The organism is Sphingobium sp. AP49 (assembly GCF_000281715.2).
GTDB lineage: Bacteria > Pseudomonadota > Alphaproteobacteria > Sphingomonadales > Sphingomonadaceae > Sphingobium.
In genome coordinates, this window is record NZ_CP124576.1 from 205,608 (window position 1) to 225,019 (window position 19,412).

The 19,412-nt window shown below is 67.1% G+C and carries 17 protein-coding genes; 7 read left to right on the forward strand and 10 right to left on the reverse strand.

Annotated features, from left to right (window positions below; all coding sequences use genetic code 11):
- Nucleotides 1-133: 133 nt before the first annotated feature.
- The 7 genes from PMI04_RS00975 to PMI04_RS01005 all read left to right on the forward strand — a co-directional run bounded on the left by PMI04_RS00975 (nt 134) and on the right by PMI04_RS01005 (nt 8,511).
- Nucleotides 134-3,001, forward strand: coding sequence for a pitrilysin family protein (locus PMI04_RS00975; protein ID WP_283184834.1), 2,868 nt, complete (start codon nt 134-136; stop codon nt 2,999-3,001).
- Nucleotides 3,002-3,024: 23 nt separating this feature from the next.
- Nucleotides 3,025-3,327: a hypothetical protein gene (locus PMI04_RS00980; protein WP_007715534.1), complete on the forward strand. Its 303-nt coding sequence runs from the start codon at nt 3,025-3,027 to the stop codon at nt 3,325-3,327.
- A gap of 101 nt (nt 3,328-3,428) precedes the next feature.
- A complete protein-coding gene (locus PMI04_RS00985; RefSeq protein ID WP_007715537.1) occupies nt 3,429-3,878 on the forward strand; it encodes a MarR family transcriptional regulator in 450 nt (149 codons plus the stop codon).
- Nucleotides 3,875-5,965 (forward strand): FUSC family protein, encoded by a 2,091-nt coding sequence (locus PMI04_RS00990; RefSeq protein ID WP_007715538.1) that lies wholly within the window; start codon nt 3,875-3,877, stop codon nt 5,963-5,965. The genes PMI04_RS00985 and PMI04_RS00990 overlap by 4 nt, the downstream gene beginning before the upstream one ends.
- On the forward strand, nt 5,962-6,177 hold the full coding sequence (locus tag PMI04_RS00995; RefSeq protein WP_007715541.1) for a DUF1656 domain-containing protein: 216 nt from the start codon (nt 5,962-5,964) through the stop codon (nt 6,175-6,177). Before PMI04_RS00990 ends, PMI04_RS00995 begins: the two co-directional genes overlap by 4 nt.
- The gene (locus tag PMI04_RS01000; RefSeq protein WP_007715542.1) at nt 6,174-7,076 is read left to right on the forward strand and encodes an efflux RND transporter periplasmic adaptor subunit; all 903 of its coding nucleotides are present in this window, start codon (nt 6,174-6,176) and stop codon (nt 7,074-7,076) included. The genes PMI04_RS00995 and PMI04_RS01000 overlap by 4 nt, the downstream gene beginning before the upstream one ends.
- Nucleotides 7,069-8,511, forward strand: a complete 1,443-nt coding sequence (locus tag PMI04_RS01005; RefSeq protein ID WP_007715543.1) for an efflux transporter outer membrane subunit — start codon at nt 7,069-7,071, stop codon at nt 8,509-8,511. The genes PMI04_RS01000 and PMI04_RS01005 overlap by 8 nt, the downstream gene beginning before the upstream one ends.
- Here the strand turns inward: PMI04_RS01005 and PMI04_RS01010 are convergent.
- From PMI04_RS01010 to PMI04_RS01055, 10 genes are all read right to left on the reverse strand, one after another.
- Nucleotides 8,467-9,408, reverse strand: a complete 942-nt coding sequence (locus PMI04_RS01010) for a glycoside hydrolase family 43 protein (RefSeq protein ID WP_007715544.1) — start codon at nt 9,406-9,408, stop codon at nt 8,467-8,469. The two genes, PMI04_RS01005 and PMI04_RS01010, sit on opposite strands and share 45 nt — an antisense overlap.
- Nucleotides 9,408-10,619, reverse strand: coding sequence for a glycosyl hydrolase 53 family protein (locus PMI04_RS01015; RefSeq protein ID WP_007715545.1), 1,212 nt, complete (start codon nt 10,617-10,619; stop codon nt 9,408-9,410). The genes PMI04_RS01010 and PMI04_RS01015 overlap by 1 nt, the downstream gene beginning before the upstream one ends.
- Nucleotides 10,616-13,012 carry a beta-galactosidase gene (locus tag PMI04_RS01020; RefSeq protein ID WP_007715546.1) on the reverse strand — a complete coding sequence of 799 codons (2,397 nt, stop codon included), beginning with the start codon at nt 13,010-13,012 and terminating at the stop codon, nt 10,616-10,618. The genes PMI04_RS01015 and PMI04_RS01020 overlap by 4 nt, the downstream gene beginning before the upstream one ends.
- 93 nt (nt 13,013-13,105) lie before the next feature.
- Nucleotides 13,106-13,861 carry a 2-dehydro-3-deoxy-D-gluconate 5-dehydrogenase KduD gene (gene kduD / locus PMI04_RS01025; RefSeq protein ID WP_283184835.1) on the reverse strand — a complete coding sequence of 252 codons (756 nt, stop codon included), beginning with the start codon at nt 13,859-13,861 and terminating at the stop codon, nt 13,106-13,108.
- 49 nt (nt 13,862-13,910) lie between these two features.
- Nucleotides 13,911-14,750: a 5-dehydro-4-deoxy-D-glucuronate isomerase gene (gene kduI, locus PMI04_RS01030; protein WP_007709280.1), complete on the reverse strand. Its 840-nt coding sequence runs from the start codon at nt 14,748-14,750 to the stop codon at nt 13,911-13,913.
- Between the two features lie 78 nt (nt 14,751-14,828).
- On the reverse strand, nt 14,829-15,467 hold the full coding sequence (locus tag PMI04_RS01035; RefSeq protein ID WP_007708888.1) for an LUD domain-containing protein: 639 nt from the start codon (nt 15,465-15,467) through the stop codon (nt 14,829-14,831).
- Nucleotides 15,464-16,879, reverse strand: a complete 1,416-nt coding sequence (locus tag PMI04_RS01040) for a lactate utilization protein B (RefSeq protein WP_007708886.1) — start codon at nt 16,877-16,879, stop codon at nt 15,464-15,466. The genes PMI04_RS01035 and PMI04_RS01040 overlap by 4 nt, the downstream gene beginning before the upstream one ends.
- Nucleotides 16,876-17,634, reverse strand: coding sequence for a (Fe-S)-binding protein (locus tag PMI04_RS01045; protein WP_007708884.1), 759 nt, complete (start codon nt 17,632-17,634; stop codon nt 16,876-16,878). The genes PMI04_RS01040 and PMI04_RS01045 overlap by 4 nt, the downstream gene beginning before the upstream one ends.
- Nucleotides 17,631-18,602 carry an alpha/beta hydrolase gene (locus PMI04_RS01050; RefSeq protein WP_007708876.1) on the reverse strand — a complete coding sequence of 324 codons (972 nt, stop codon included), beginning with the start codon at nt 18,600-18,602 and terminating at the stop codon, nt 17,631-17,633. The genes PMI04_RS01045 and PMI04_RS01050 overlap by 4 nt, the downstream gene beginning before the upstream one ends.
- Nucleotides 18,599-19,402 (reverse strand): rhamnogalacturonan acetylesterase, encoded by an 804-nt coding sequence (locus PMI04_RS01055; RefSeq protein WP_007708874.1) that lies wholly within the window; start codon nt 19,400-19,402, stop codon nt 18,599-18,601. Before PMI04_RS01055 ends, PMI04_RS01050 begins: the two co-directional genes overlap by 4 nt.
- Nucleotides 19,403-19,412 lie beyond the last annotated feature (10 nt).

The window sequence follows — 19,412 nt, forward strand, 5'->3', positions numbered from 1 at the left end:
CCCGTCGCTGTCCAGCCTCCGCTTGTCGATATCATGCGTATTGCGCCGCTATCACGCCCCGCTATGCTGCGCCCATTGCGGCAGGCCTGGCCCGGCCGTATCGACCGTCCTCTTCCTTATCTTGAGGCCTTTCATGATTTTGACCCGTTCCTCCCGCCGGCTTCCCCTGATGCTTGGCCTGTCCGCGCTTGCGCTTGCGCCGCTCGGGGCCGCCGCGCAGGCCGCTCCGGCCGCCGCTGCCGCGCCCGCACCGGTGTCCAGCCTGGTCTCGGCGGTCGACATCCCCTATCAGGAATTTCGCCTGGCGAACGGGCTGCGGGTCATCGTCCATACCGATCGCAAGGCGCCGATCGTCGCCGTCTCGGTCTGGTATCATGTCGGCTCGCGCTTCGAGCCGGCCGGCAAGACGGGTTTTGCCCATCTGTTTGAACATCTGATGTTCTACGGCTCGGAAAATGCCGATGGTCCCTTCTTCGGGCGCCTTGAGGATATCGGCGCCACCGACTGGAACGGCACCACCTGGTTCGATCGCACCAATTATTTCGAGACGGTGCCGACCGGCGCGCTCGATCGCGCGCTGTTCCTCGAATCCGATCGCATGGGCCATCTGCTTGGCGCCGTCACCCAGACCAAGCTCGATGCCCAGCGCGGCGTCGTCCAGAATGAAAAGCGCATGGGCGAGAATGAGCCCTATGGCCTGGTCGAATATGCACAGCTCGCCGGCATGCTGCCCGAAGACCACCCTTATCGCCACTCGACCATCGGCTCGATGGCGGATCTGAACGCGGCCAGCCTGGCCGACGTCCAGAACTGGTTCAAGACCCATTATGGCCCGAACAATGCCACGCTGGTGCTGGCCGGCGACATCGATGTGCCCACGGCGAAGGCGAAGGTCGAAAAATGGTTCGGCAACATCGCCGCTGGCCCGGCGCCGCAGGATGTCGATGCGACCGTGCCGACGCTGGCCCAGGATGTGGACAAGGAAATGCACGACAATGTCGCTGCCACCCGCCTCTACCGCAACTGGATCGTGCCGGGCGTCAATTCGGCCGACCTGCAGCAGCTTGACCTGGCCCTTTCGGTGTTCGGCGGCCTTGGCTCCTCGCGGCTCGACAATATCCTGGTCCGCGACGAGAAGGTCGCGGTCAGCGTCAAGGCCAGCATCCAGCCGTTCGAGAAGCTGTCGATCGCGGAGATCACCGTCGACGTGAAGCCGGGGCAGGATCCGGTCGCGGTCGGCAAGCGGCTCGACCAGTTGATCGCCGACTATCTCGCCAAGGGGCCGAGCGCGGACGAAGTGCTGCGCGCCGCGACTCAGCAGGTGGCCGGCACGATCGGCGGCCTGGAAAAGGTCGGCGGCTTCTCGGGCAAGGCGGTGACCCTGGCCGAAGGCGCGGTCTATTCCGACGATCCGGGCAAATATAAGAAGGATCTCGCCATCTATGCCGCCGCGACGCCGGCCAGCGTCTCGGCCGCCGCGCGCAAATGGCTGGGCCGTCCGGTCTTCCGCCTGACCGTGTCGCCGGGCGAGCGTTCGGCACAGGATAATGCGCTGGCGGGCAACGCCACCCATCATCCCGCCTATTTCCGCGATCCCAAGGGGGCGGCGCCCAAGGCGGCGACGCCGCCGCCCGCGACCAAGATTGCCGAACCGCCGATCGAGCCGGTCAAGGATCTGGTCTTCCCGCCGGTCGAGCGCGCGAAGCTGTCCAACGGCATGGCGGTCGTCTTCTCGCGCCGTGCCACCGTGCCGGTGGTCAAGGTGTCGGTCTCCTTCGACGCCGGAAACGCGGCTGACAACCGGCAGAAGCTGGGCACGGCGGGCCTGATGACCGCGCTGCTCGACGAAGGCACGACGACGCGCAACTCGGTGCAGATCGCCGAGGAACAGGAACGGCTGGGCGCGGCGATCAGCGCCGGCAACAGCATGGATGCGACCAATGTCGGCCTGTTCGCGCTCAAGCCCAATCTCGACGCCTCGCTCGGCCTGCTTGCCGACATCATCCGCAACCCGGCCTTCGATCCCAAGGAGGTCGAACGGCTGCGCGGCCAGATGCTGACCCGCATCGCGGCGGAAAAGACCGAACCGATGCCGATCGCCCAGCGGCTGCTGCCGCCGCTGCTCTATGGCCAGGCGCATCCCTATGGCATCCCCTTCACCGGGTCGGGCACCGCGACCGGGGTCAAGGCCGTGACCCGCGCCGACCTGGTCGCCTTCCATGACACATGGATGCGTCCCGACAATGCGACCATCTTCGTCACCGGTGACGCCAGCCTGGCCGAATTGCTGCCGCTGCTCGAAAAGCGCTTCGGCGACTGGAAGGCGCCGACCGGCGCCAAGGGCACAAAGCTGTTCCGGATGGACCGGATGATGCGCCCGGCGCGGATCGTGCTGGTCGACAAGCCGCAAAGCCCGCAGTCGATGATCCTGGCCGGCCTGCTGACCAACAAGGCGGGCACCGACAGTCCGGTTACCCTGCTCACCGCGAACGAGGTGCTGGGCGGCAGCAGCACGTCGCGCCTGACCATGGACCTGCGCGAGGCGAAGGGCTGGGCCTATGGCGCGGGCACCGGCATGCCCGGCGTCAAGGAAACCATCCCGTTGTTCGTCTATGCCCCGGTCCAGACCGACAAGACGGGGGAATCGATCATCGCGGCCCGGCAGGACATCAAGGACTATCTGACCAGCAAGGGCACGACCGAAGCGGAACGCAACCAGACGATCAATGGCCAGATCCTCTCGCTGCCCGGCAGCTTCGAGACCTCCTCGGATCTGCTGTCGGCGATGATGCGCAACAATCTGCTCGGCCGGCCCGACGATTATTACGCCACCCTGCCGGCGACCTATCGCGCGATCACGGCGGCCGACATGGACAAGGCCGCGCGCGAGGCGATCAACCCCGACCGGCTGATCTGGGTCGTGGTGGGCGATGCGAAATTGGTGAAGCCACAGCTTGACGCGGTCGGCCTGCCGGTGGAAATGGGCACATTGGCTGATTGACGCTAACGTAAAGGAGAAGTGAGATGGCTGCAGTGGATGGTGCCTATGATTGCGTGGCAAAGACCCCGCTGGGCGAGCAGACCGGCGTGTTCACCGTGATCAGCACGGGCGACCGCTTCAACGGCACCTTTGCCGGCATGATGGGCTCGCTCGACGTCAAGGACGGCCAGGTCGACGGCAACAAGCTCACCTGGAAGATGGAAATGACCATCCCCATGCCGATGACGCTGGAATGCGATGCTGAAATCAGCGGTGAAAGCCTGACCGGCACGATGCAGCTCGGTGCCTTCGGTGCCGCGCCCTTCACCGGCACGCGCCGCGCCTGACCGGATTCCCGCGGCCCGGTTTCGGCCGGGCCGCGGGGACATTACCAAAAATTCACGGATGCAATATTGAACTATTAAATTAGTTAGCTATCTAACAATCGGTGAATCGGACCGACCTCAAACGCGCACTGGCGCACAACATGCCGCAGGTGGCGCGCCTCTGGCGCCAGCTCGCCGATTCGGCCCTGGCCGAATTCGGCGTGTCCAATTCCGCCGGCTGGTGCTTGCTCTATCTGGATCGCCTTGGTCCCGACGTCCGCCAGATTGAGCTGGCCGAGGAACTGGGCATCACCCAGCCGTCGCTGGTCCGCACTCTCGACCAGCTCCAGCTGTCGGCACTGGTCGAACGCTGTCCCCATCCCGACGATCGTCGCTCCAATATCATCACCCTGACCACATCCGGTCGCGACCTGGTCGGCCGGATCGAAACCCGGCTGCAGGACATGCGCAACGACCTGCTCGATGGTGTGCCGGATGCGGATATCGAGACCGCCGTCAATCTGTTAGACCTGCTGCGACGCCGTATCGGGGAGCGCCGGGGCCAGTCATGAACAGGGCCGCTTTGTCAGCCTATAGTGAGCGCTTTGGCGTTCCCGCCGCGCTGTTCTCCGTCAAATGTTTCGCCGCAGCGATGCTGGCGCTCTACCTGGCCCTCAGCATCGGGCTGGAGCGGCCCTATTGGGCCTTCCTCACCGCCTATATCGTGGCCCAGCCGCTGGCCGGTGCGGTGATTTCCAAGGCGGTGTTTCGCGCCATCGGTACCATCGTCGGCGCAGCCTTCTCGGTCGCGATCGTCCCGCCTTTGGTCAATTCGCCCGAATTGCTGACCCTTGCCATGGCCGCCTGGCTGGCGCTCTGCGTCTTCGTCTCTCTGCTCGATCGCACGCCGCGTTCCTACATGTTCGTGCTGGCCGGCTACAGCGCCTGCCTGATCGTCTTTCCGGACGTCGATACGCCACAGACCATCTTCACCGTCGCCACCCTGCGCGTGCAGGAAATCTGGATCGGCATCGCCTGCGGCAGCATCGTCCATGGCGTCGTCCTGCCCGGCTCGATCACCGGCAACCTCTTCGCCCGCGTCGAAGCCATGCTGCGTGATGCCGAACGCTGGTCGCGTGATGCGATCGCGACCGATCCGGTGCCCGGCCTTGATGCCGAACGCCGTCGCCTGGCGCAGGACGTCACTGAACTGCATCAGATGTCAATCCATCTGCCCTTCGACATCAGCCGTCTCGCGCCGCGCGTCCGCACCGTGCGCGCGATGCAGGACCAGCTCTCGCTGCTGCTGCCGCTCGGCGCCGCGGTGGAGGATCGGCTGGCGATGCTGAAACAGGCCAATGGCGGCATCGTCCCTGCGCAGGTCGAACAACTGATCGCCGATGCGCGCGACTGGCTCGATCATCCCGGCATCGACAGCGCCACCCGCGCCGCCGGCGCGCAGGCGCTGATCGAACGCTGCGCCGCGCTGGAGCCGGCGGCCGATAGCCATATGGACTGGGCCGGCATGATGCGGCTCAGCCTCTATTCGCGGCTCGGCACGCTGATCGCCGTCCATCGCGACTGCCGCGACCTGTTCGACCAGATGTTGACCCACAGCCGCAGCCCGGTCACGCCGCGCGTCGGCGAACTGCTGGAAGGGCGCCGCAATCGCGAACTGCATCGCGACTATGCCGGGGCCGCGCGTGGCGCCTTCGCCGCCTTCATGACGATCTTCATCGGCTGTGCCCTCTGGATCGGCAGCGGCTGGCATGATGGCGGCAGCGCGGTGATGCTCGCCGGTGTCTTCCTCGCCCTCTTCTCGGCCGTCGACAATCCGCTGGCCCCGCTCAAGGGCTTCATGATCGGCACGATCATCGCCACGCTGCTGGGCGCGGTCTATGGCTATGCCATCATGCCCCGGCTCGACGGTTTCGCCATGCTCGCCATGGCCTATGCGCCGCCGCTGCTGATCCTGGGCGCGATGATGGCATCGCCGCGCTGGATGGGCATTGCGCTGCCGACTTTGCTTGGCCTCGGCAGCCCGGTTCTGCTCTCCAGCTCTTATGTCAGTGCCTTTGCCTCCTACGCCAATGGCTCGGTGGCGCAGTTGGTCGGTATCTGGTTCGCGATCATCATGGCTGGCTTGCTGCAATCGGCCGGGGTGGAGCGTGCCGTGCGCCGCACCGTGCGCGCCGGCTGGGCCGATATCGCGACCCGCGCCACGCTCATGACCCAGCCCGACGTGCGCGGCTGGATCAACCGGATGCTCGACCGCATCGCCCTGCTTGCGCCGCGCCTCGCCGCGATCCGCTCGGACAGCGGCAAGCCACTCTATGATGCGCTGCGCGACCTGCGCACCGGCGTCGCCATCGGCGAATTGCGCCAGCTGCGCGTCGATCTTCCCTATGACGAAGGCGCCCCGCTCGGCCGGGTGCTGGGCGGCGTGGCCGATCATTATCGCAAGCTTGATCCCGATGCGCCCGCTTCGGCCGACCCCGCCCTGCTCGACGATATCGACAACGCCATCGGCGACCTTGCCGCCAATCCCGCACCTTCGGTCCGCCGCGATGCGATCTTGGCGCTGGTCAGCCTGCGGCGTAATCTCTTTGCCGACAGTGCCGGCTATCGCATGCCCCCCCTGACCGGAGTTCCCGCATGACCGGCGAATTGTCCATCGACGGGGTCTTCTTCCCCACGCTGCTGGCGCTGGCGCTGGCCGCGCTGATCCTCACCTATGGCCTCACCCGCCTGATCGCGGCGTTCGGCCTCTACCGCTTTCTTGCCTATCGGGCACTCGTCGACCTCAGCCTGTTCGTGCTGATGCTCGGGGGCCTGTCCATTCTCGTTCCGATGCTGGGAATCCGCCTATGAACCGCCTGACCGGGACGCTGATTCGCAGCGCCGCCACCATCATCATCGTCATCCTTGCCGTCATCGTCGCGGTCTGGATGTGGAACCATTATGAGCGCAGCCCCTGGACCCGCGATGGCCGCGTGCGCGCCGATGTGGTGCGCGTGACGCCCGATATCGGCGGCCTCGTCACCTCGGTCGCGGTGCGCGACAACCAGCAGGTGAAGGCGGGCGACCTGCTCTTCGTCATCGACACGCCGCGCTATGCGCTGGCGCTGGAACAGGCGGAGGCGCAGATCGCCAGCGCCCAGGCGACGCTCGGCCAGGCCCGGCGGGAGGCGACCCGCGATCTGGCGCTGGGCGATCTCGTCGCCAAGGAAAGCCATGAGCAGAATCTCGCCCGCGTCGCCACGGCGCAGGCCGCGCTGGCCGAGGCGCGGAGTTCGCGCGACGCGGCTGCCTTGAACCTCAAGCGCACCCAGGTCCGTGCCTCCGTCAACGGCGTGGTCACCAATCTCGATCTTCACCCCGGCGATTATCTGGGCGCCGGCACCCAGGCGATGGCGCTGATCGACAGCGACAGCCTGCGGGTGGAGGGCTATTTCGAGGAAACCAAGCTGCCTTTGGTCTGCATCGGCGCGCCCGTCACCGTCCGCCTGATGGGCGAGCGGCAGGATCTGCACGGCAAGGTCGAAAGCATCGCCTATGGCATCAATGATTCGACCCGCAGCGATTCCGGCAATCTCCTGCCCACGGTCGAGCCGACCTTCTCGTGGGTTCGCCTCGCCCAGCGCATCCCGGTCCGGGTGAAGCTCACCAATGTCCCGGCCAATATCACGCTGATCTCCGGCCGCACCGCCACGGTCACGGTCGAACCGGCGAAGAAGGATGCCAAGCCGGGAAGCTGCCGCCATGCGTAAGGGCCTTGCTGCATCCTTGATGGCCCTGGCGCTCAGCGCCTGTGCCACCGCCGGGCCGGATTATCATCCGCCCGAACATTCGGCCGCGACCGCGCCGGCCGCGCAGGGCGCCTTCCAGTCGGCGCAGGGTGCGGGCTTCAGCAATGCGGCGCTGCCCGACCATTGGTGGAAACTCTATAATGATCCCCGGCTCGACGCGCTGATTGCCGAGGCGCTGACCGCCAATACCGACCTGCGCGTCGCCAATGCCAATCTCACCGCGGCGGAGGCCGTGCTACGCGAGACGGAGGCAGGGCGCCAGATCAGCACCACGATCAGCGGCGGCGAAACGCTGGCACGGCCCTCGGGCGTGACCCAGCATCTGCCCGGCTCGGTCAGCTATGATTTCGGCCTCAGCGCCGCCTATCCGCTCGACCTCAATGGCCGAATCCGCCGCGCGATCGAATCGAGCAGCGCCGATGTCGAGGCGGTGACCGCCGCGCGCGACTATGTCCGCGTCAGCGTCGCTGCCGCCACGGCCAAGGCCTATGCCCAGGTCTGCGCCGCCAATTATGCGCTCGGCGTCAATCGCCGGGTGGTCTCGCTCCAGCGCGATACGCTCAACGCCACCCAGCGCCTGTTCAAGGGCGGTCGCGGCACCGCCTTCGACGTCAGCCGCGCCCAGGCGGCGGTGGACCAGAGCGAGGCGACGCTGCCGGTCTATGAGGCGCAGCGCCAGAGCGGCCTCTATCTGCTCGCCACCCTGCTCGGCCGTCCACCGGCCGATTATCCCAAGGATGTGGAAGGCTGCGCCACCCTGCCGTCGCTCGGTGCGCCGCTGCCGGTGGGCGACGGCATGGCATTGATCCGCCGCCGCCCGGACATTCGTCAGGCCGAACGGACGATCGCTTCCGACACGGCAACCCTGGGCGTCGCCATGGCCGATCTCTATCCGCAGGTCAGCATCGGCGGCTCGGTCGGTCTGTCCGGCCCGCTCAAGGATTTCGGCTCCGGCTCCGCCTTCGGCTTCAGCCTCGGCCCGCTCATCAGTTGGACCTTCCCCAACCGCCCGGTGGTCCGCGCCCGCATCGCCCAGGCCGATGCCCAGGTGCAGGCCGATCTCGCCAGCTTCGACGGCAGCGTGCTGGAAGCGCTGCGCCAGACCGAAACTGCGCTCGAAACCTATCGCCGCGACGCGGAAAAGGCCGCCGCGCTCGATCGCGCGCGCGACAGTGCCAATGTTTCGGCGGGGCAGGCGAACAAGCTGTTCCGCTTCGGCCGCAGCGATTTCCTCGACCTGCTCGATACCCAGCGCAGCCTCGCCAGCGCCGAATCCTCGGCCGCGGCCGCCCGCGTCCAGCTGGTGCAGGACCAGATCGCCATCTTCCTGGCGCTGGGCGGCGGCTGGACCTCAGGCGATGCCGGCGACCAGGGCGCGGGGAACGCGCAGCAATGATCCGTGGCGCGCGCCGGCCGGCATGGTCAGGCGCGCGCTGACGTCGGTCCAGCTGACCATATCGCGCGTCATTGCCGCCCCCCAGCGCCCCTCCTTGTAGACGTCATAATAGCAGAGCAGCGCATCGCCGACCTGCGCGCTCATCGGCCCTTCGACCCAGCCGGGGGAGAAGGGCGGCGACAGCGGTCCGAACGGCCCGGTCGGGCTGTCTGCCTTGGCCACCTGCAGCCATTTGTGCGGCGGCTGCACCGTCTCGTCCTTGACGATCAGGTATAGGCCGCCGCCTGGCGCCTGCGCGAACGTCCCGTCGATCACGCTGAAGCCGGGATCATAGAGCGGCGCGGGCGCGCTGAACGTCTCGAAATCGCTCGTGCTGACCGACCAGAGCCGATGATTATAGCCCGACTCCGACGTGCCCGCCGTCTCGGTGAAGCGCCCCTCCACCGTGCTCGACCAGAACAGGATGTGCCGCCCCGTGGCCGGATCGCGCACCGCCTCGGGCGCCCAGCAATTGCGGGTGCCCGGCACGTCCTTCATCACCGGGATGGCGCGCTGCGGCGACCAGTGGACCAGATCGCGGCTGGTCGCATGGCCGATCGTCACCCCCTCCCAGGCGGTGGTCCACAGCAGATGATAGACGCCCTTGTCCGCGAACAGATACGGGTCGCGCATCAGCTTCTTCTCGCCCACCTGCGGCACCAGCAGGCTGCGCCCGCCCGCCAGCGTGCGAAAGGCAAAGCCATCCTCGCTTACCGCCAGTTTGAGGCCATCGGCCTCGCCCTTGCCGGTGGTGAAATAGGCGAAGACCAGCAGATCATCGGCGCGCGCCGCCGATCGGGTCGCGCACCCCGCCAACGCCAGCGCGCCCAGCCCCAATGTGAAATCGCGCCGTCTCATCAGCGATAATCCTTGGCCATTTGCGGGTAGAGGTCGAGCAGCTTGTTGGCGACATAGTCGCCGCCATGGCCCATCGGCCCGGTCGGTTCGGGCTTGGGGGCAGCTGCCTGCTGCGACGCCAGCCCGCCCGGCGCCTCCGCGCCATTCAGCCCCTGGCTGATCAGGTCGGGCTTCGCGCCTTCGCCGGCATTATGCCCATCCTGGTCGAAAATCGCTTCCTGGTGCCGGATCGGCTCCCAGATGAACGTGCCCCAGCCATGCTTGCCGGGCAGGGCGTGGACCAGATCGTTGATATAGCGTTTGCGGCTCGAATATTCGGCGACCAGCAGCCCCTTGTCGGGATAGCGCTTCACATATTCGCTGAAGGTCGTGGCCCAGTCGCCCTGCGCCCGCTGCTGGTAGCAGGAAAAGCCGACCACATCGAAATCCACCTGTCGCGCGATCAGCGCATCGGTCCATTCGCGCACGATCGGCCAGTGCCGGCCCAGATGATTATGCACCTGGATCGCGACGTCCGGCTCGGCCCGGCGCGCACCGGCAATCCCCGCGCGCAGCAGCGCGGCAAAGCCGTCGAACCCGCCAACCTCGCCGACCCTGGCATGATTGGCGTCGGTCACCGGATTGCCGGTCGACGTCGACAGTTTCACCCGGCCATAGGGCCACAACATGCCGAAGGTCGTCTCATTGCCGATCACCGCCATGTCGACCGGCGCGCCGCCCGCCCGCATCGCCACCAGCGTGTCATGGGTATGCGCCTCGACCGCCTTGGCCAGCGCCGGCAGGTCATAACCGGCCCAGGCCGCCGGCACGCCCTGATGCTCGGGATCGGCCCAGGTGTCGCTATAATGGAAACTCAGCACCAGCCCCATGCCAGTGTCGCGCACCCGCTTGCCCAGCTTCACCGTCTGGGCCAGGCCGGCCCAGCCCTTGTCCGGTTCCCGCCTGGAATAGCCCTTGGCCGGGTCGACGAAGATGCGCAGCCGGATCGCGTTGAACCCGGCATCGCGCAGGATCAGGATCGGGTCCTTCTGCACGTCGCCCACGAAATAGCGCGCACCGGCCGCCTCATCCTCGGGCACCCAGCTCACATCGGCGCCGATCAGATAGGGGCCGGGCCGTGCGCCATTCTTCCCCACCGCTGCCAATGCCGGCCGCGCCAGCAGGGGCAGGGTGGCAAGGCCGAATGTGCCCCGACGCGTGAAACGGGTCATGCCTTCACCTCCAGGCGATATTCCGGAACGATGCGCAGCACCTCCAGCGTTGCCACCTGTTCCCCCGGCGGCAGCTTCGCCCGCGCCGCATCGTCCAGATAGATCGGCGCATCGGCGCGCAGCGGCATCACCGTCAGCGTCCAGGGCCGCCCCAGCCGCGCGGCAAAGCGCTTGAGGCCGATCCGCCAGACCCGCCCGTCCCAATAGGCATCGTCCAGCATGTCGGGGCCATCGAACAGCCGGCCGATATCGCCGCGCCAGTCAATCTCCAGAAAGGCGTCGCCACCCTCGGCCAGAACATCCTTGGGGATGGTGAAGCTAAAGGCCGCCGCCGCCTTGTGCGCCTCGGGCAGGGGCTGCATCGCCGCCTTGGCCGGCCCGCCAATCTCGATCGGCGGCGCCGTGCCGGCCTCGCGCGTTTGGCTGAAGGGCAGGGGCGCGAGGCCTGTCGCTTTCGCCGTCATCATCGCCGCCTTGCCGGGCAATATCTGCCAGGCAAACCGCGCCTCGCCGCGCTGGCGCAGTTCCAGCCCGTTCGGCCCGAACAGCACATCCGCCGCGCTCAGCACCACGCGCCGCTCGCCACCGATCTCGCCGACCCAGATACGCTTTGCCGCGTCCCGCTCGATCAGCAGCAGTCGCACCGATCGCCCGTCTGCGCCGGTCACCCGCACCGGCCGCGTCGCGGATGGCGGCACCTGGACGATCACCCGTCCACCTTCGCTGCGCGCCGGTGCATCAACCTTCGTTCCCGCCGGGAAGGCCAGCTCCACGGGGCCGGGCAGGCAGGCCGCCATCACATGGATCGGCCCGTCGCTGTCGGCGATGCGCGTCACCGGCTGCGCCGTCGCCCAGTCGAGCCGCACCCCGTCCAGATCCATGCCGATCGGCCAGAAGAAATTGTCGCCCGGCGCGATCGTCACCGGCCGGCTCGGCAGGCGGACCGCGCCGCCGGCCAATGTCACATTGAACTGCGTGCCGGGATGCGCCGCCGTGCCATATTGGCGGACATGATTGTTGACGAACAGGAAGCCGGTGTCGCCCTTCGCCCGTACCGCCCAGCGCAGCGTCTTGAGGTCATCCTTGTCGGCCGGCAGCACGGCCGGCGCATGCACCGTCATCGGTGCCAGCGTCTCGCCATATGCGGCCAGGAAATAATGGAGCGGGCGCAACGCCGCGCTCACCGGATTGACCTCGCCATATTGGCCGATCGGCGCCTGGAAGTCATAGGCGATCGCCGGGCAGTCATTATAGCCGCCGGACCGCTGCGTTTCCTCCAGCATGCGCCCGTTCGCCATCGGGTTGGCGCCGCCATGGAACATATAATAGCCCAGCAGATTGACGCCCGACCCGACCTGCGTCGTCACCGCCGCCGCCACGTCGGCCGGTTGCAGCAATGGCCGCCGCCGATACATGACCGGCACGCCGCCGCCATATTCCGCGCCCAGGAAGGGCGTATCTTCCATGTCGCTGTCGGCGTCGCCGCGCCGCCCGCCGCGCGTCTGCGCGCCCAGGTCGCCGCTCACCCGGCTGTCGAAGCGGAACAGGTAATTTTCCTTGGGCGGCAGTTTCACCGTCTTCGCCGACCAGGGTTCGTCGGGATAGCCGCCATGCACCGGCACGACCTCGCCCTTGGGATAGACGGTCTGGTCCCATCCGGTCACGGTATAGAGCGGCACGTCGAAGCCGATCCGCAGCGCCAGCGCCTTCAGCGCCGCGATATGCTCCCGGCCTTGTCCGGGGCCGCCCAGATTATATTCATTCTCGACCTGCATGCCGATGATCGGCCCGCCATCCTTCCACATCAGCCCGCCCAGCTGATCGTGCAGCCCGCGCCAGAAACGCTCGACCTGCGCCATATAGGCGGGGTCGTTGCTGCGCGTGCGGGTGCTGCCGGCGATCCAGTCGGGAATGCCGCCAAATCGCGCCTCGGCATGGCCCCAGGGGCCGGGCCGCAGGAAGAAAAGCAGGCCATGTTTCTGGCAGAGCCGCACGAAGCGCCCGATATCGCGGTCGCCGGTCCAGTCGAGCGTGCCGGGCGCCAGCTCGACATGGTTCCACAGCACGTATGAGGCGACGATGCCGACGCCGGCCGCCTTCATCTTCAGCAATTCCTCTTCCCAATATTCGCTCGGGAAGCGGGTGAAGTGAAATTCGCCCATCACCGGCAGCCAGGGCCGGTCGTCGCGGGTCAGATAGAGATTGGTGATGCCGATCCGCCCCTGCGGCCCGGCGCCGGTGCCCATGTGGAGATGCCCGGATTTGAGCGGCAGGCCCGGCTTGCGCGCGTCCAGGCTGTTGGCCGTCTGGGCCAGCGCATCAGCGGGAAGGGCGAGGCCCAGGCCGGCAAGGCCCGTGGCAGTGAGCGCCGTGCGCCGGTCGATATCGGGCATCCGTCCTCCTGTAGTGAAACGGGAGGCTGAGCCCTCCTCTTTGGTCAGGGTTGTCCTGCGCCCGCCCATCAGGAACGGGCGCAGGACGGGATATCAGCGGGCCAGCCAGCCGCCATCGACGGCCAGGACATGGCCATGGATATAGTTGGCCGCCGGCGAGGCGAGGAACACGGCGGCGCCGCCAATGTCGCTCGGGTCGCCCCAGCGGCCGGCCGGGATGCGCTCCTGGATCTGGCGGTTGCGGGTCTCGTCGGCCTGCAGCGCGGCGGTGTTGTTGGTCGCGATATAGCCCGGCGCGATCGCGTTGACGTTGACGCCCCTGGCCGCCCATTCGTTCGCCAGCAGCTTGGTAAGGCCGGCGACGCCGCTCTTCGACGCGGTATAGCTCGGCACCCGGATGCCGCCCTGGAACGACAGGAGCGAGGCGATGTTGACGATCTTGCCTGAACCCTGTGCCAGCATGTGCCGCCCGGCCGCCTGCGCCAGGAAGAAGGTGGACTTCAAATTGGTGTCGATCACCGCGTCCCAGTCTTCCTCGGTGAAGTCGACGCTGTCGGCGCGGCGGATGATGCCGGCATTGTTGATGAGGATGTCGAGCCCGCCCAGCTTCGCGATCGTCTCGTCGACGACGCGCTGCACCGGCTCGATGCTCGACAGGTCAGCCGAGACGATCTCCGCCTTGCGGCCGAGCGCCCGGACCTTTGCGACGGTGTCCTCCGCCGGGGTGCGGCCGACCGCCGCAATGTCGGCGCCGGCCGCCGCCAACGACAGCGCGATCGCCTGGCCGATGCCGGTATTGGCGCCGGTGACGATGGCGACCTTGCCACCAAGATCGAAGATAGTGCTCATGTCAGGACTCCCTGGCCCCTCCCGCCAGAGCGGAAGGGGCGAAAAACCGTCAGGCCAGCTGGCAGATGTCCAGCACGTTCATGTCGGTATAGTCCTGGTTCTCGCCGGCCATCGCCCAGATGAAGGCATAGGCCTTGGTGCCCGAGCCCATATGGATCGACCAGGGCGGCGAGATCACCGCTTCCTCGTTGGCCATGACGATGTGACGCATCGCATCGCCTTCGCCCATATAGTGGAAGACGCGGTCGGCATCGCCATCCAGCTCGAAATAGAAATAAATCTCGCTGCGGCGCTCATGGATGTGCGGGGGCATGGTGTTCCACACCGAACCGGGCTTCAGGACCGTGAGGCCCATCACCAGCTGCGCGCTGTCGCAGATGCCGGGGATGACGAGCTGGAAGATGGTGCGCTCGTTCGATTCCTCCAGGCTGCCGCGCTCCAGCGCATTGGCGTCGGCGATGCCGAGCTTGCGGGTCGTGAACGCCTTGTGCGCCGGGCAGGAGGCGAGATAATAGCGCGCGCCGGCACCGGCAAACTCAACATCCTTGGCGCCCATCGTCACATAGAGGCAATCCTTGTTGCCGAGCGTGAAGACCTCGCCGTCGACGGTCACGGTGCCTTCGACGCCCGAAACATTGACGATCGCCAGTTCGCGCCGCTCCAGGAAGGGATGGCCCGCTGCCGAGGCCGGCTCGGTCTGCGCCGGCAGCTTCACCGGGGCATCGGCCACCGCCACGCCGCCGATCACGAAACGCTCGGCATGGGTATAGTTCAGCACGCATTCGCCGTCACGGAACAGCCCGCCGATCAGATAGCGATCCCGCAGCTCCTCGTTCGACACGCACTCCATCATGTCGGGGTGGGTCGCATAATAGGTCTTGTCGAACATCGGAAATCTCCATCCAAATTTTGGCAAGCTTATAACGGCGCAGGCGGCGAATGTAAGCCTGTTTTCCCGGAATGTGGACTATTGTTCCGACATATGAGGAAAATCGCCGCGCAGCAGGATGACATGCAGGAAGCGGGGGCCATGGGCGCCGCGCACATAAGTGCCCTCGATATCGGTCGTACCCGACACGCCGGTGATCCAATAATGGGCGCGCGGCTGCGGCCCGGCCAGCGGCGCCTCCTCCAGCCAGGGGGCGATGTCCGCCACGCGCAGCAGCACCAGATGGTGCAGCGTCAGGAAATTGGGCAGCATCGGCGCCTGCGGGCTGGTCTCGAATATCAGCGACCCGGTCTCGGCAATCCCCTTGCGCGCGATCGCCAGCGCTGCCGCTTCGTCGGGCGCGGCATCCTGATGCAGGGCAAAGCCGCTCCAGTCGCAGCCCGACAGGCGCGGGTCGGGCGGCAGGCACAGCGCGCGCGCCTCGCCCTGCGCGTCCAGATAGCGCGCGACGGCAGCGGGTAAATCCATGATCGTTTCGATAACGTCATGGCTGGCGCTGACGCTGGGCAGGGCCAGCCGCGCCAGAAACTCCGCCTCGACATGGGCGACATCGACCGCCGGCCGCTCCGGCGTGCCGAGCAGCGCCGCAGCCTCCGCCGCTATGTCAACTTCGCTGTCATCTTTCAGACGACTTAGGATGGCCTCGCGCGCATTCATCGGCCGTTTTCCTTGCGATATTGGTCCATGAAGGTCTGCGCCGCGGGCTTGGGCATGTCGCGATAGCGGGTCCAGCCGCCGGCCAGCGGCAGTGAACGGATCCAGCCCTTGCTGCCCAGCAGCCGCATCGCCCGCACCGCCATGCCGGTGCCCAACCGATAGAGGCGCGGCCGGGTCGCGACCCAGGCCCATATGCCCAATCCCGCGCGCAAGGATTGCGGCTCCAGCCCCTCGCGCCAGCTCTTCTCGCGCCAGCCACGCAGCAGTGTCGGCAGCGGGATGCGCACCGGGCACACTTCCTGGCACTTGCCGTTCATGGTGCAGGCATTGGGCAGATCGCGGCTCTGCTTCAGCCCGTCCAGCACCGGGGTCAGCACCGCGCCCATCGGTCCCGGATAGGTGCCGCCATAGGCATGGCCGCCAATCTGCCGGAACACGACGCAATGGTTCATGCAGGCGCCACAGCGGATGCAGCGCAGCATTTCGGCCAGCCCTTCCTCGCGCATCCGGGTGCGGCCATTGTCGACCAGCACGATATGCATTTCTTCCGGCCCGTCCCGGTCGCCGGGGCGCTTGGGGCCGGTATAGAAGGTCGTGTACTGGGTCAGCGCCGCGCCGGTCGCCGACCGCGCCAGCATCCGCAGCATGTGCACGGCATGGGGCATGCTCGGCACGATCTTCTCGATCCCGGCCGTCACGATATGGACGCGCGGGGGAACAAGCGACAGCTCGGCATTGCCCTCATTGGTGACGGTACAGATCGCGCCGGTGTCGGCGATCAGGAAATTGGCGCCGGAAATGCCGACATCCGCGCCCAGCATCTGCGTGCGCAGCTCGCGCCGCGCGCTTTCCGCCATGGCGGCGATCGTCTCTTCCTCATGCGGCGTGCGATGCTTGGCCTTGAACAGGGCGGACACCTGCTCGCGGGTCTTGTGCATCGCCGGCCAGATGATGTGCGAGGGCCGCTCGTCGGCCAGCTGGATGATATGTTCGGCAAGGTCGGTCTCGACCCGGCCGATCCCGGCCTCGGCCAGCGCATGGGGCAGGCCGATTTCCTCACCCAGCATCGACTTGGAGCGGGCGACGCTCTTGGCCTTCGCCGCCTTGCACAGGGCGATGACGATGTCGCAGGCCTCGTCGGCGGTGCGTGCCCAATGGACTTTCGCTCCGGCGGCGATGGCGTTCGCCTCGAACTGCTCCAGATAAGGACCCAGATGAGCGACGACATGGTCCTTGATCGCCGCAGCACGGGTGCGCGCTGCCTGGAAATCGGGAAAGGCGTCGACCGCGACCGCGCGCTTGGCCTCGGCCGTGCCCGCCGTCCGCTCGACCGCAACCTTCAGGATGCGGTCGGCCAGCGCAGCGTCGGCGCGCGCCTTGAAGCTGGCCGCCTCGGCCGGTGCGCCGCTCATGCCTCTTCCCCGATCGCCGGGCCATCGCCCATGCCGGCGATCAGCTCGATCGCGTGGAAAGCGCGGACCTTGCTGCCCTGCCTATTGAGCTTGCCCGCCATGTTCATCAGGCAGCCCAGGTCGCCGGCCAGCAGCAGGTCGGCGCCGGTCGCCTCGATCGCGTCCGCCTTCTCGCCGACGATCGCGTTGGAAATGGCGGGATATTTGACGCAGAAGGTGCCGCCAAAGCCGCAACAGGTTTCCTCGCCCGCCAGCGGCGTCAGCTCCAGCCCGGCGATGGGTTTCAGCAACCGGCGCGGCTGCGCCTTGACGCCCAGCTCGCGCAGGCCCGAGCAACTGTCATGATAGGTCGCCTTGGCCGTGACCTGCACGCCCTCGGGTTTCCACCCGCATTGCTCGTCCAGATAGGCCATGATCTCCCATGTCTTGGCCGCCACCGCCTGCGCGCGTGGCAGCCATGCGGGGTCATGCTCGAACAATTCGGGATAATGGCAACGGATCGTGCCGCCGCACGATCCCGACGGCACCACCACCGCTTCATAGGGTTCCAGCGCGACGATGGTCTGTTTCGCCAACGCGATCGCATGCTCGGTATCGCCGCTGTTGAGCGCGGGCTGGCCGCAACAGGTCTGGCCCTCGGGCACGACCACGTCGCAACCCGCCGCCTCCAGCGCGCGGATCGCGGCAAAGCCGATGCGCGGGCGCATCATGTCGACCAGGCAGGTGACGAACAGGGCAACCTTGCGCTGGGTCACACGCCATGCCTCTTGGCAAAGGCCAGGAACAGGTCGGGCCAGGGCGCCGCCGACTGGGCCTGAGCGGTGATGCCGAAGCCATGGCCACCGTTTTCGAACAAATGGCATTCGGCCGGGATCTTCTGTGCCCGCAGCGCCGCCAGCATGGCGATGCTGTTGTCGACCGGCACCGCCGGATCGTCGATCGCATGGGCCAGGAATATCGGCGGCGTCTGCGCGCTCACATCCTGGTCCAGCGAATAGGCGCGCATCCGCTCGGGCGACGGATTCTCGCCCAGCAACTGCGTGCGCGACCCCTTGTGGACGAACGGCCCCTCCATCTGGATCACCGGATACATGTAAGCGGCGACGGCGGCCTTGATCGGCTCGCGATCGGCGGCATCGACCGGCTTGTAGCTTTCCACCGGCGCCCGGCTAGTCAGCCAGGCGGCCAGATGCCCCCCGGCGGAAAAGCCGATCACGCCGACCCGGTTGGCGTCGAACTTCTCCTTCGCAGCCATGCTGCGCACCAGCCGCAGCGCGCGCTGCGCATCCTGCAGCGGCGCCTCGGCCCCCGCCGCCCAGCCATCGGCGGGCAGGCGATAGAGCAGCACGAAGCAGACATAGCCCGCCTCGGCAAAGCGGCGCGCGATCGAATAGCCCTCATGGCCGATCGCCACCCGGCTATAGCCGCCGCCGGGGATCAGCATGATTGCCGCACCATTGGGCTTGGCAGGGCGCAACAGGGTCAGGGTCGGGGTGACGATATGGGCGAACACGCCATCGTCCGGCCCGCTGTCGGGCCGGCGCAGCGTTTCCACTTCCTTGACCGTCACATGCTCGCTGCCCGGCGCCTTGCCCGGCCAGATCGGAAAGCGGACGAAGCCCTGGGGCAGCGGAAAGCTCTGCGCCAGCGCCTCGCCCATCGGCGCCAGGGCGGCGGCAACGGCGGCGCCGGTCAACAGGCCGCGACGGTCAAGCATGGTCATTGGCATTCGGTCCTTCCCAGCGGCGTGGTCCGGCTGAGTGCCGGCCGGCTCGCTAGCACCTTGGCCGAAATCGGCAGGTTCAGCGCCTTGAGGCCACCGGCGACCAGATCGGCGACATTGCGCGCGCCCAGTTCGCTGAAATGGGTATCGTCGTCGATCCCCTTGGGGAAGCCGGGCATCTTGTCCTCCGCCTTGTAATGGAGGAAATAGGTCTTCGCCTTGTCCGGCCCGGCCCGGTCGACCCAGGCACGCGACAGCGCCTCCAGATCGATGATCGGCACATGCGCGCTCGCCGCCAGCTCGCGCATCACCGCGGAATATTCGGCGAAGTCGGCCTTCGCCTTGCCATCGGCGCCAAAGCTGCGCCGCGTCACCGGCGTCACCAGCACCGGCGTGCCGCCCGCGCCGCGCACGTCCCAGATGAAGCGCAGCAGATTGTTGCGATAGTCGGTCTGCGCCGGCGCCCAGCGCTGCGGCTTGGCGCGATAGGCGTCATTATGGCCGAACTGGATCAGCACCGTGTCGCCGGGCATCAGCTCGCTCATCAGTTTCGTCCAGCGCCCTTCCTCGATGAAGGTGCGGGTCGACCGCCCGCCCATCGCATGGTTGGACACCCGCACCTCGGGCGACAGGCCGCAGCCCAGCATCATGCCCCAGCCGGTCTGGGGATAATTGCCCTTCTTGTAATTGGCCGCGGTCGAATCGCTGGCGATCAGGATCGTGTCGCCCGGCTGCGTCGCCAGCGCCGGCAAGGGCGTGGCCAGCAGGGCGAGGGCGGCGGCAAGGGGGGCAATCTTCATGATGCGGCGT

Excerpts from the sequence above, each read along its gene's own strand:
- PMI04_RS00975 (WP_283184834.1), top strand. The coding sequence starts at position 134 with ATGATTTTGACCCGTTCCTCCCGCCGGCTTCCCCTGATGCTTGGCCTG.
- PMI04_RS00980 (WP_007715534.1), top strand. The coding sequence starts at position 3,025 with ATGGCTGCAGTGGATGGTGCCTATGATTGCGTGGCAAAGACCCCGCTG.
- PMI04_RS00990 (WP_007715538.1), top strand. The coding sequence starts at position 3,875 with ATGAACAGGGCCGCTTTGTCAGCCTATAGTGAGCGCTTTGGCGTTCCC.
- PMI04_RS00995 (WP_007715541.1), top strand. The coding sequence starts at position 5,962 with ATGACCGGCGAATTGTCCATCGACGGGGTCTTCTTCCCCACGCTGCTG.
- PMI04_RS01000 (WP_007715542.1), top strand. The coding sequence starts at position 6,174 with ATGAACCGCCTGACCGGGACGCTGATTCGCAGCGCCGCCACCATCATC.
- PMI04_RS01005 (WP_007715543.1), top strand. The coding sequence starts at position 7,069 with ATGCGTAAGGGCCTTGCTGCATCCTTGATGGCCCTGGCGCTCAGCGCC.
- PMI04_RS01010 (WP_007715544.1), bottom strand. The coding sequence starts at position 9,408 with ATGAGACGGCGCGATTTCACATTGGGGCTGGGCGCGCTGGCGTTGGCG.
- PMI04_RS01015 (WP_007715545.1), bottom strand. The coding sequence starts at position 10,619 with ATGACCCGTTTCACGCGTCGGGGCACATTCGGCCTTGCCACCCTGCCC.
- PMI04_RS01020 (WP_007715546.1), bottom strand. The coding sequence starts at position 13,012 with ATGCCCGATATCGACCGGCGCACGGCGCTCACTGCCACGGGCCTTGCC.
- kduD (WP_283184835.1), bottom strand. The coding sequence starts at position 13,861 with ATGAGCACTATCTTCGATCTTGGTGGCAAGGTCGCCATCGTCACCGGC.
- kduI (WP_007709280.1), bottom strand. The coding sequence starts at position 14,750 with ATGTTCGACAAGACCTATTATGCGACCCACCCCGACATGATGGAGTGC.
- PMI04_RS01035 (WP_007708888.1), bottom strand. The coding sequence starts at position 15,467 with ATGAATGCGCGCGAGGCCATCCTAAGTCGTCTGAAAGATGACAGCGAA.
- PMI04_RS01040 (WP_007708886.1), bottom strand. The coding sequence starts at position 16,879 with ATGAGCGGCGCACCGGCCGAGGCGGCCAGCTTCAAGGCGCGCGCCGAC.
- PMI04_RS01050 (WP_007708876.1), bottom strand. The coding sequence starts at position 18,602 with ATGACCATGCTTGACCGTCGCGGCCTGTTGACCGGCGCCGCCGTTGCC.
- PMI04_RS01055 (WP_007708874.1), bottom strand. The coding sequence starts at position 19,402 with ATGAAGATTGCCCCCCTTGCCGCCGCCCTCGCCCTGCTGGCCACGCCC.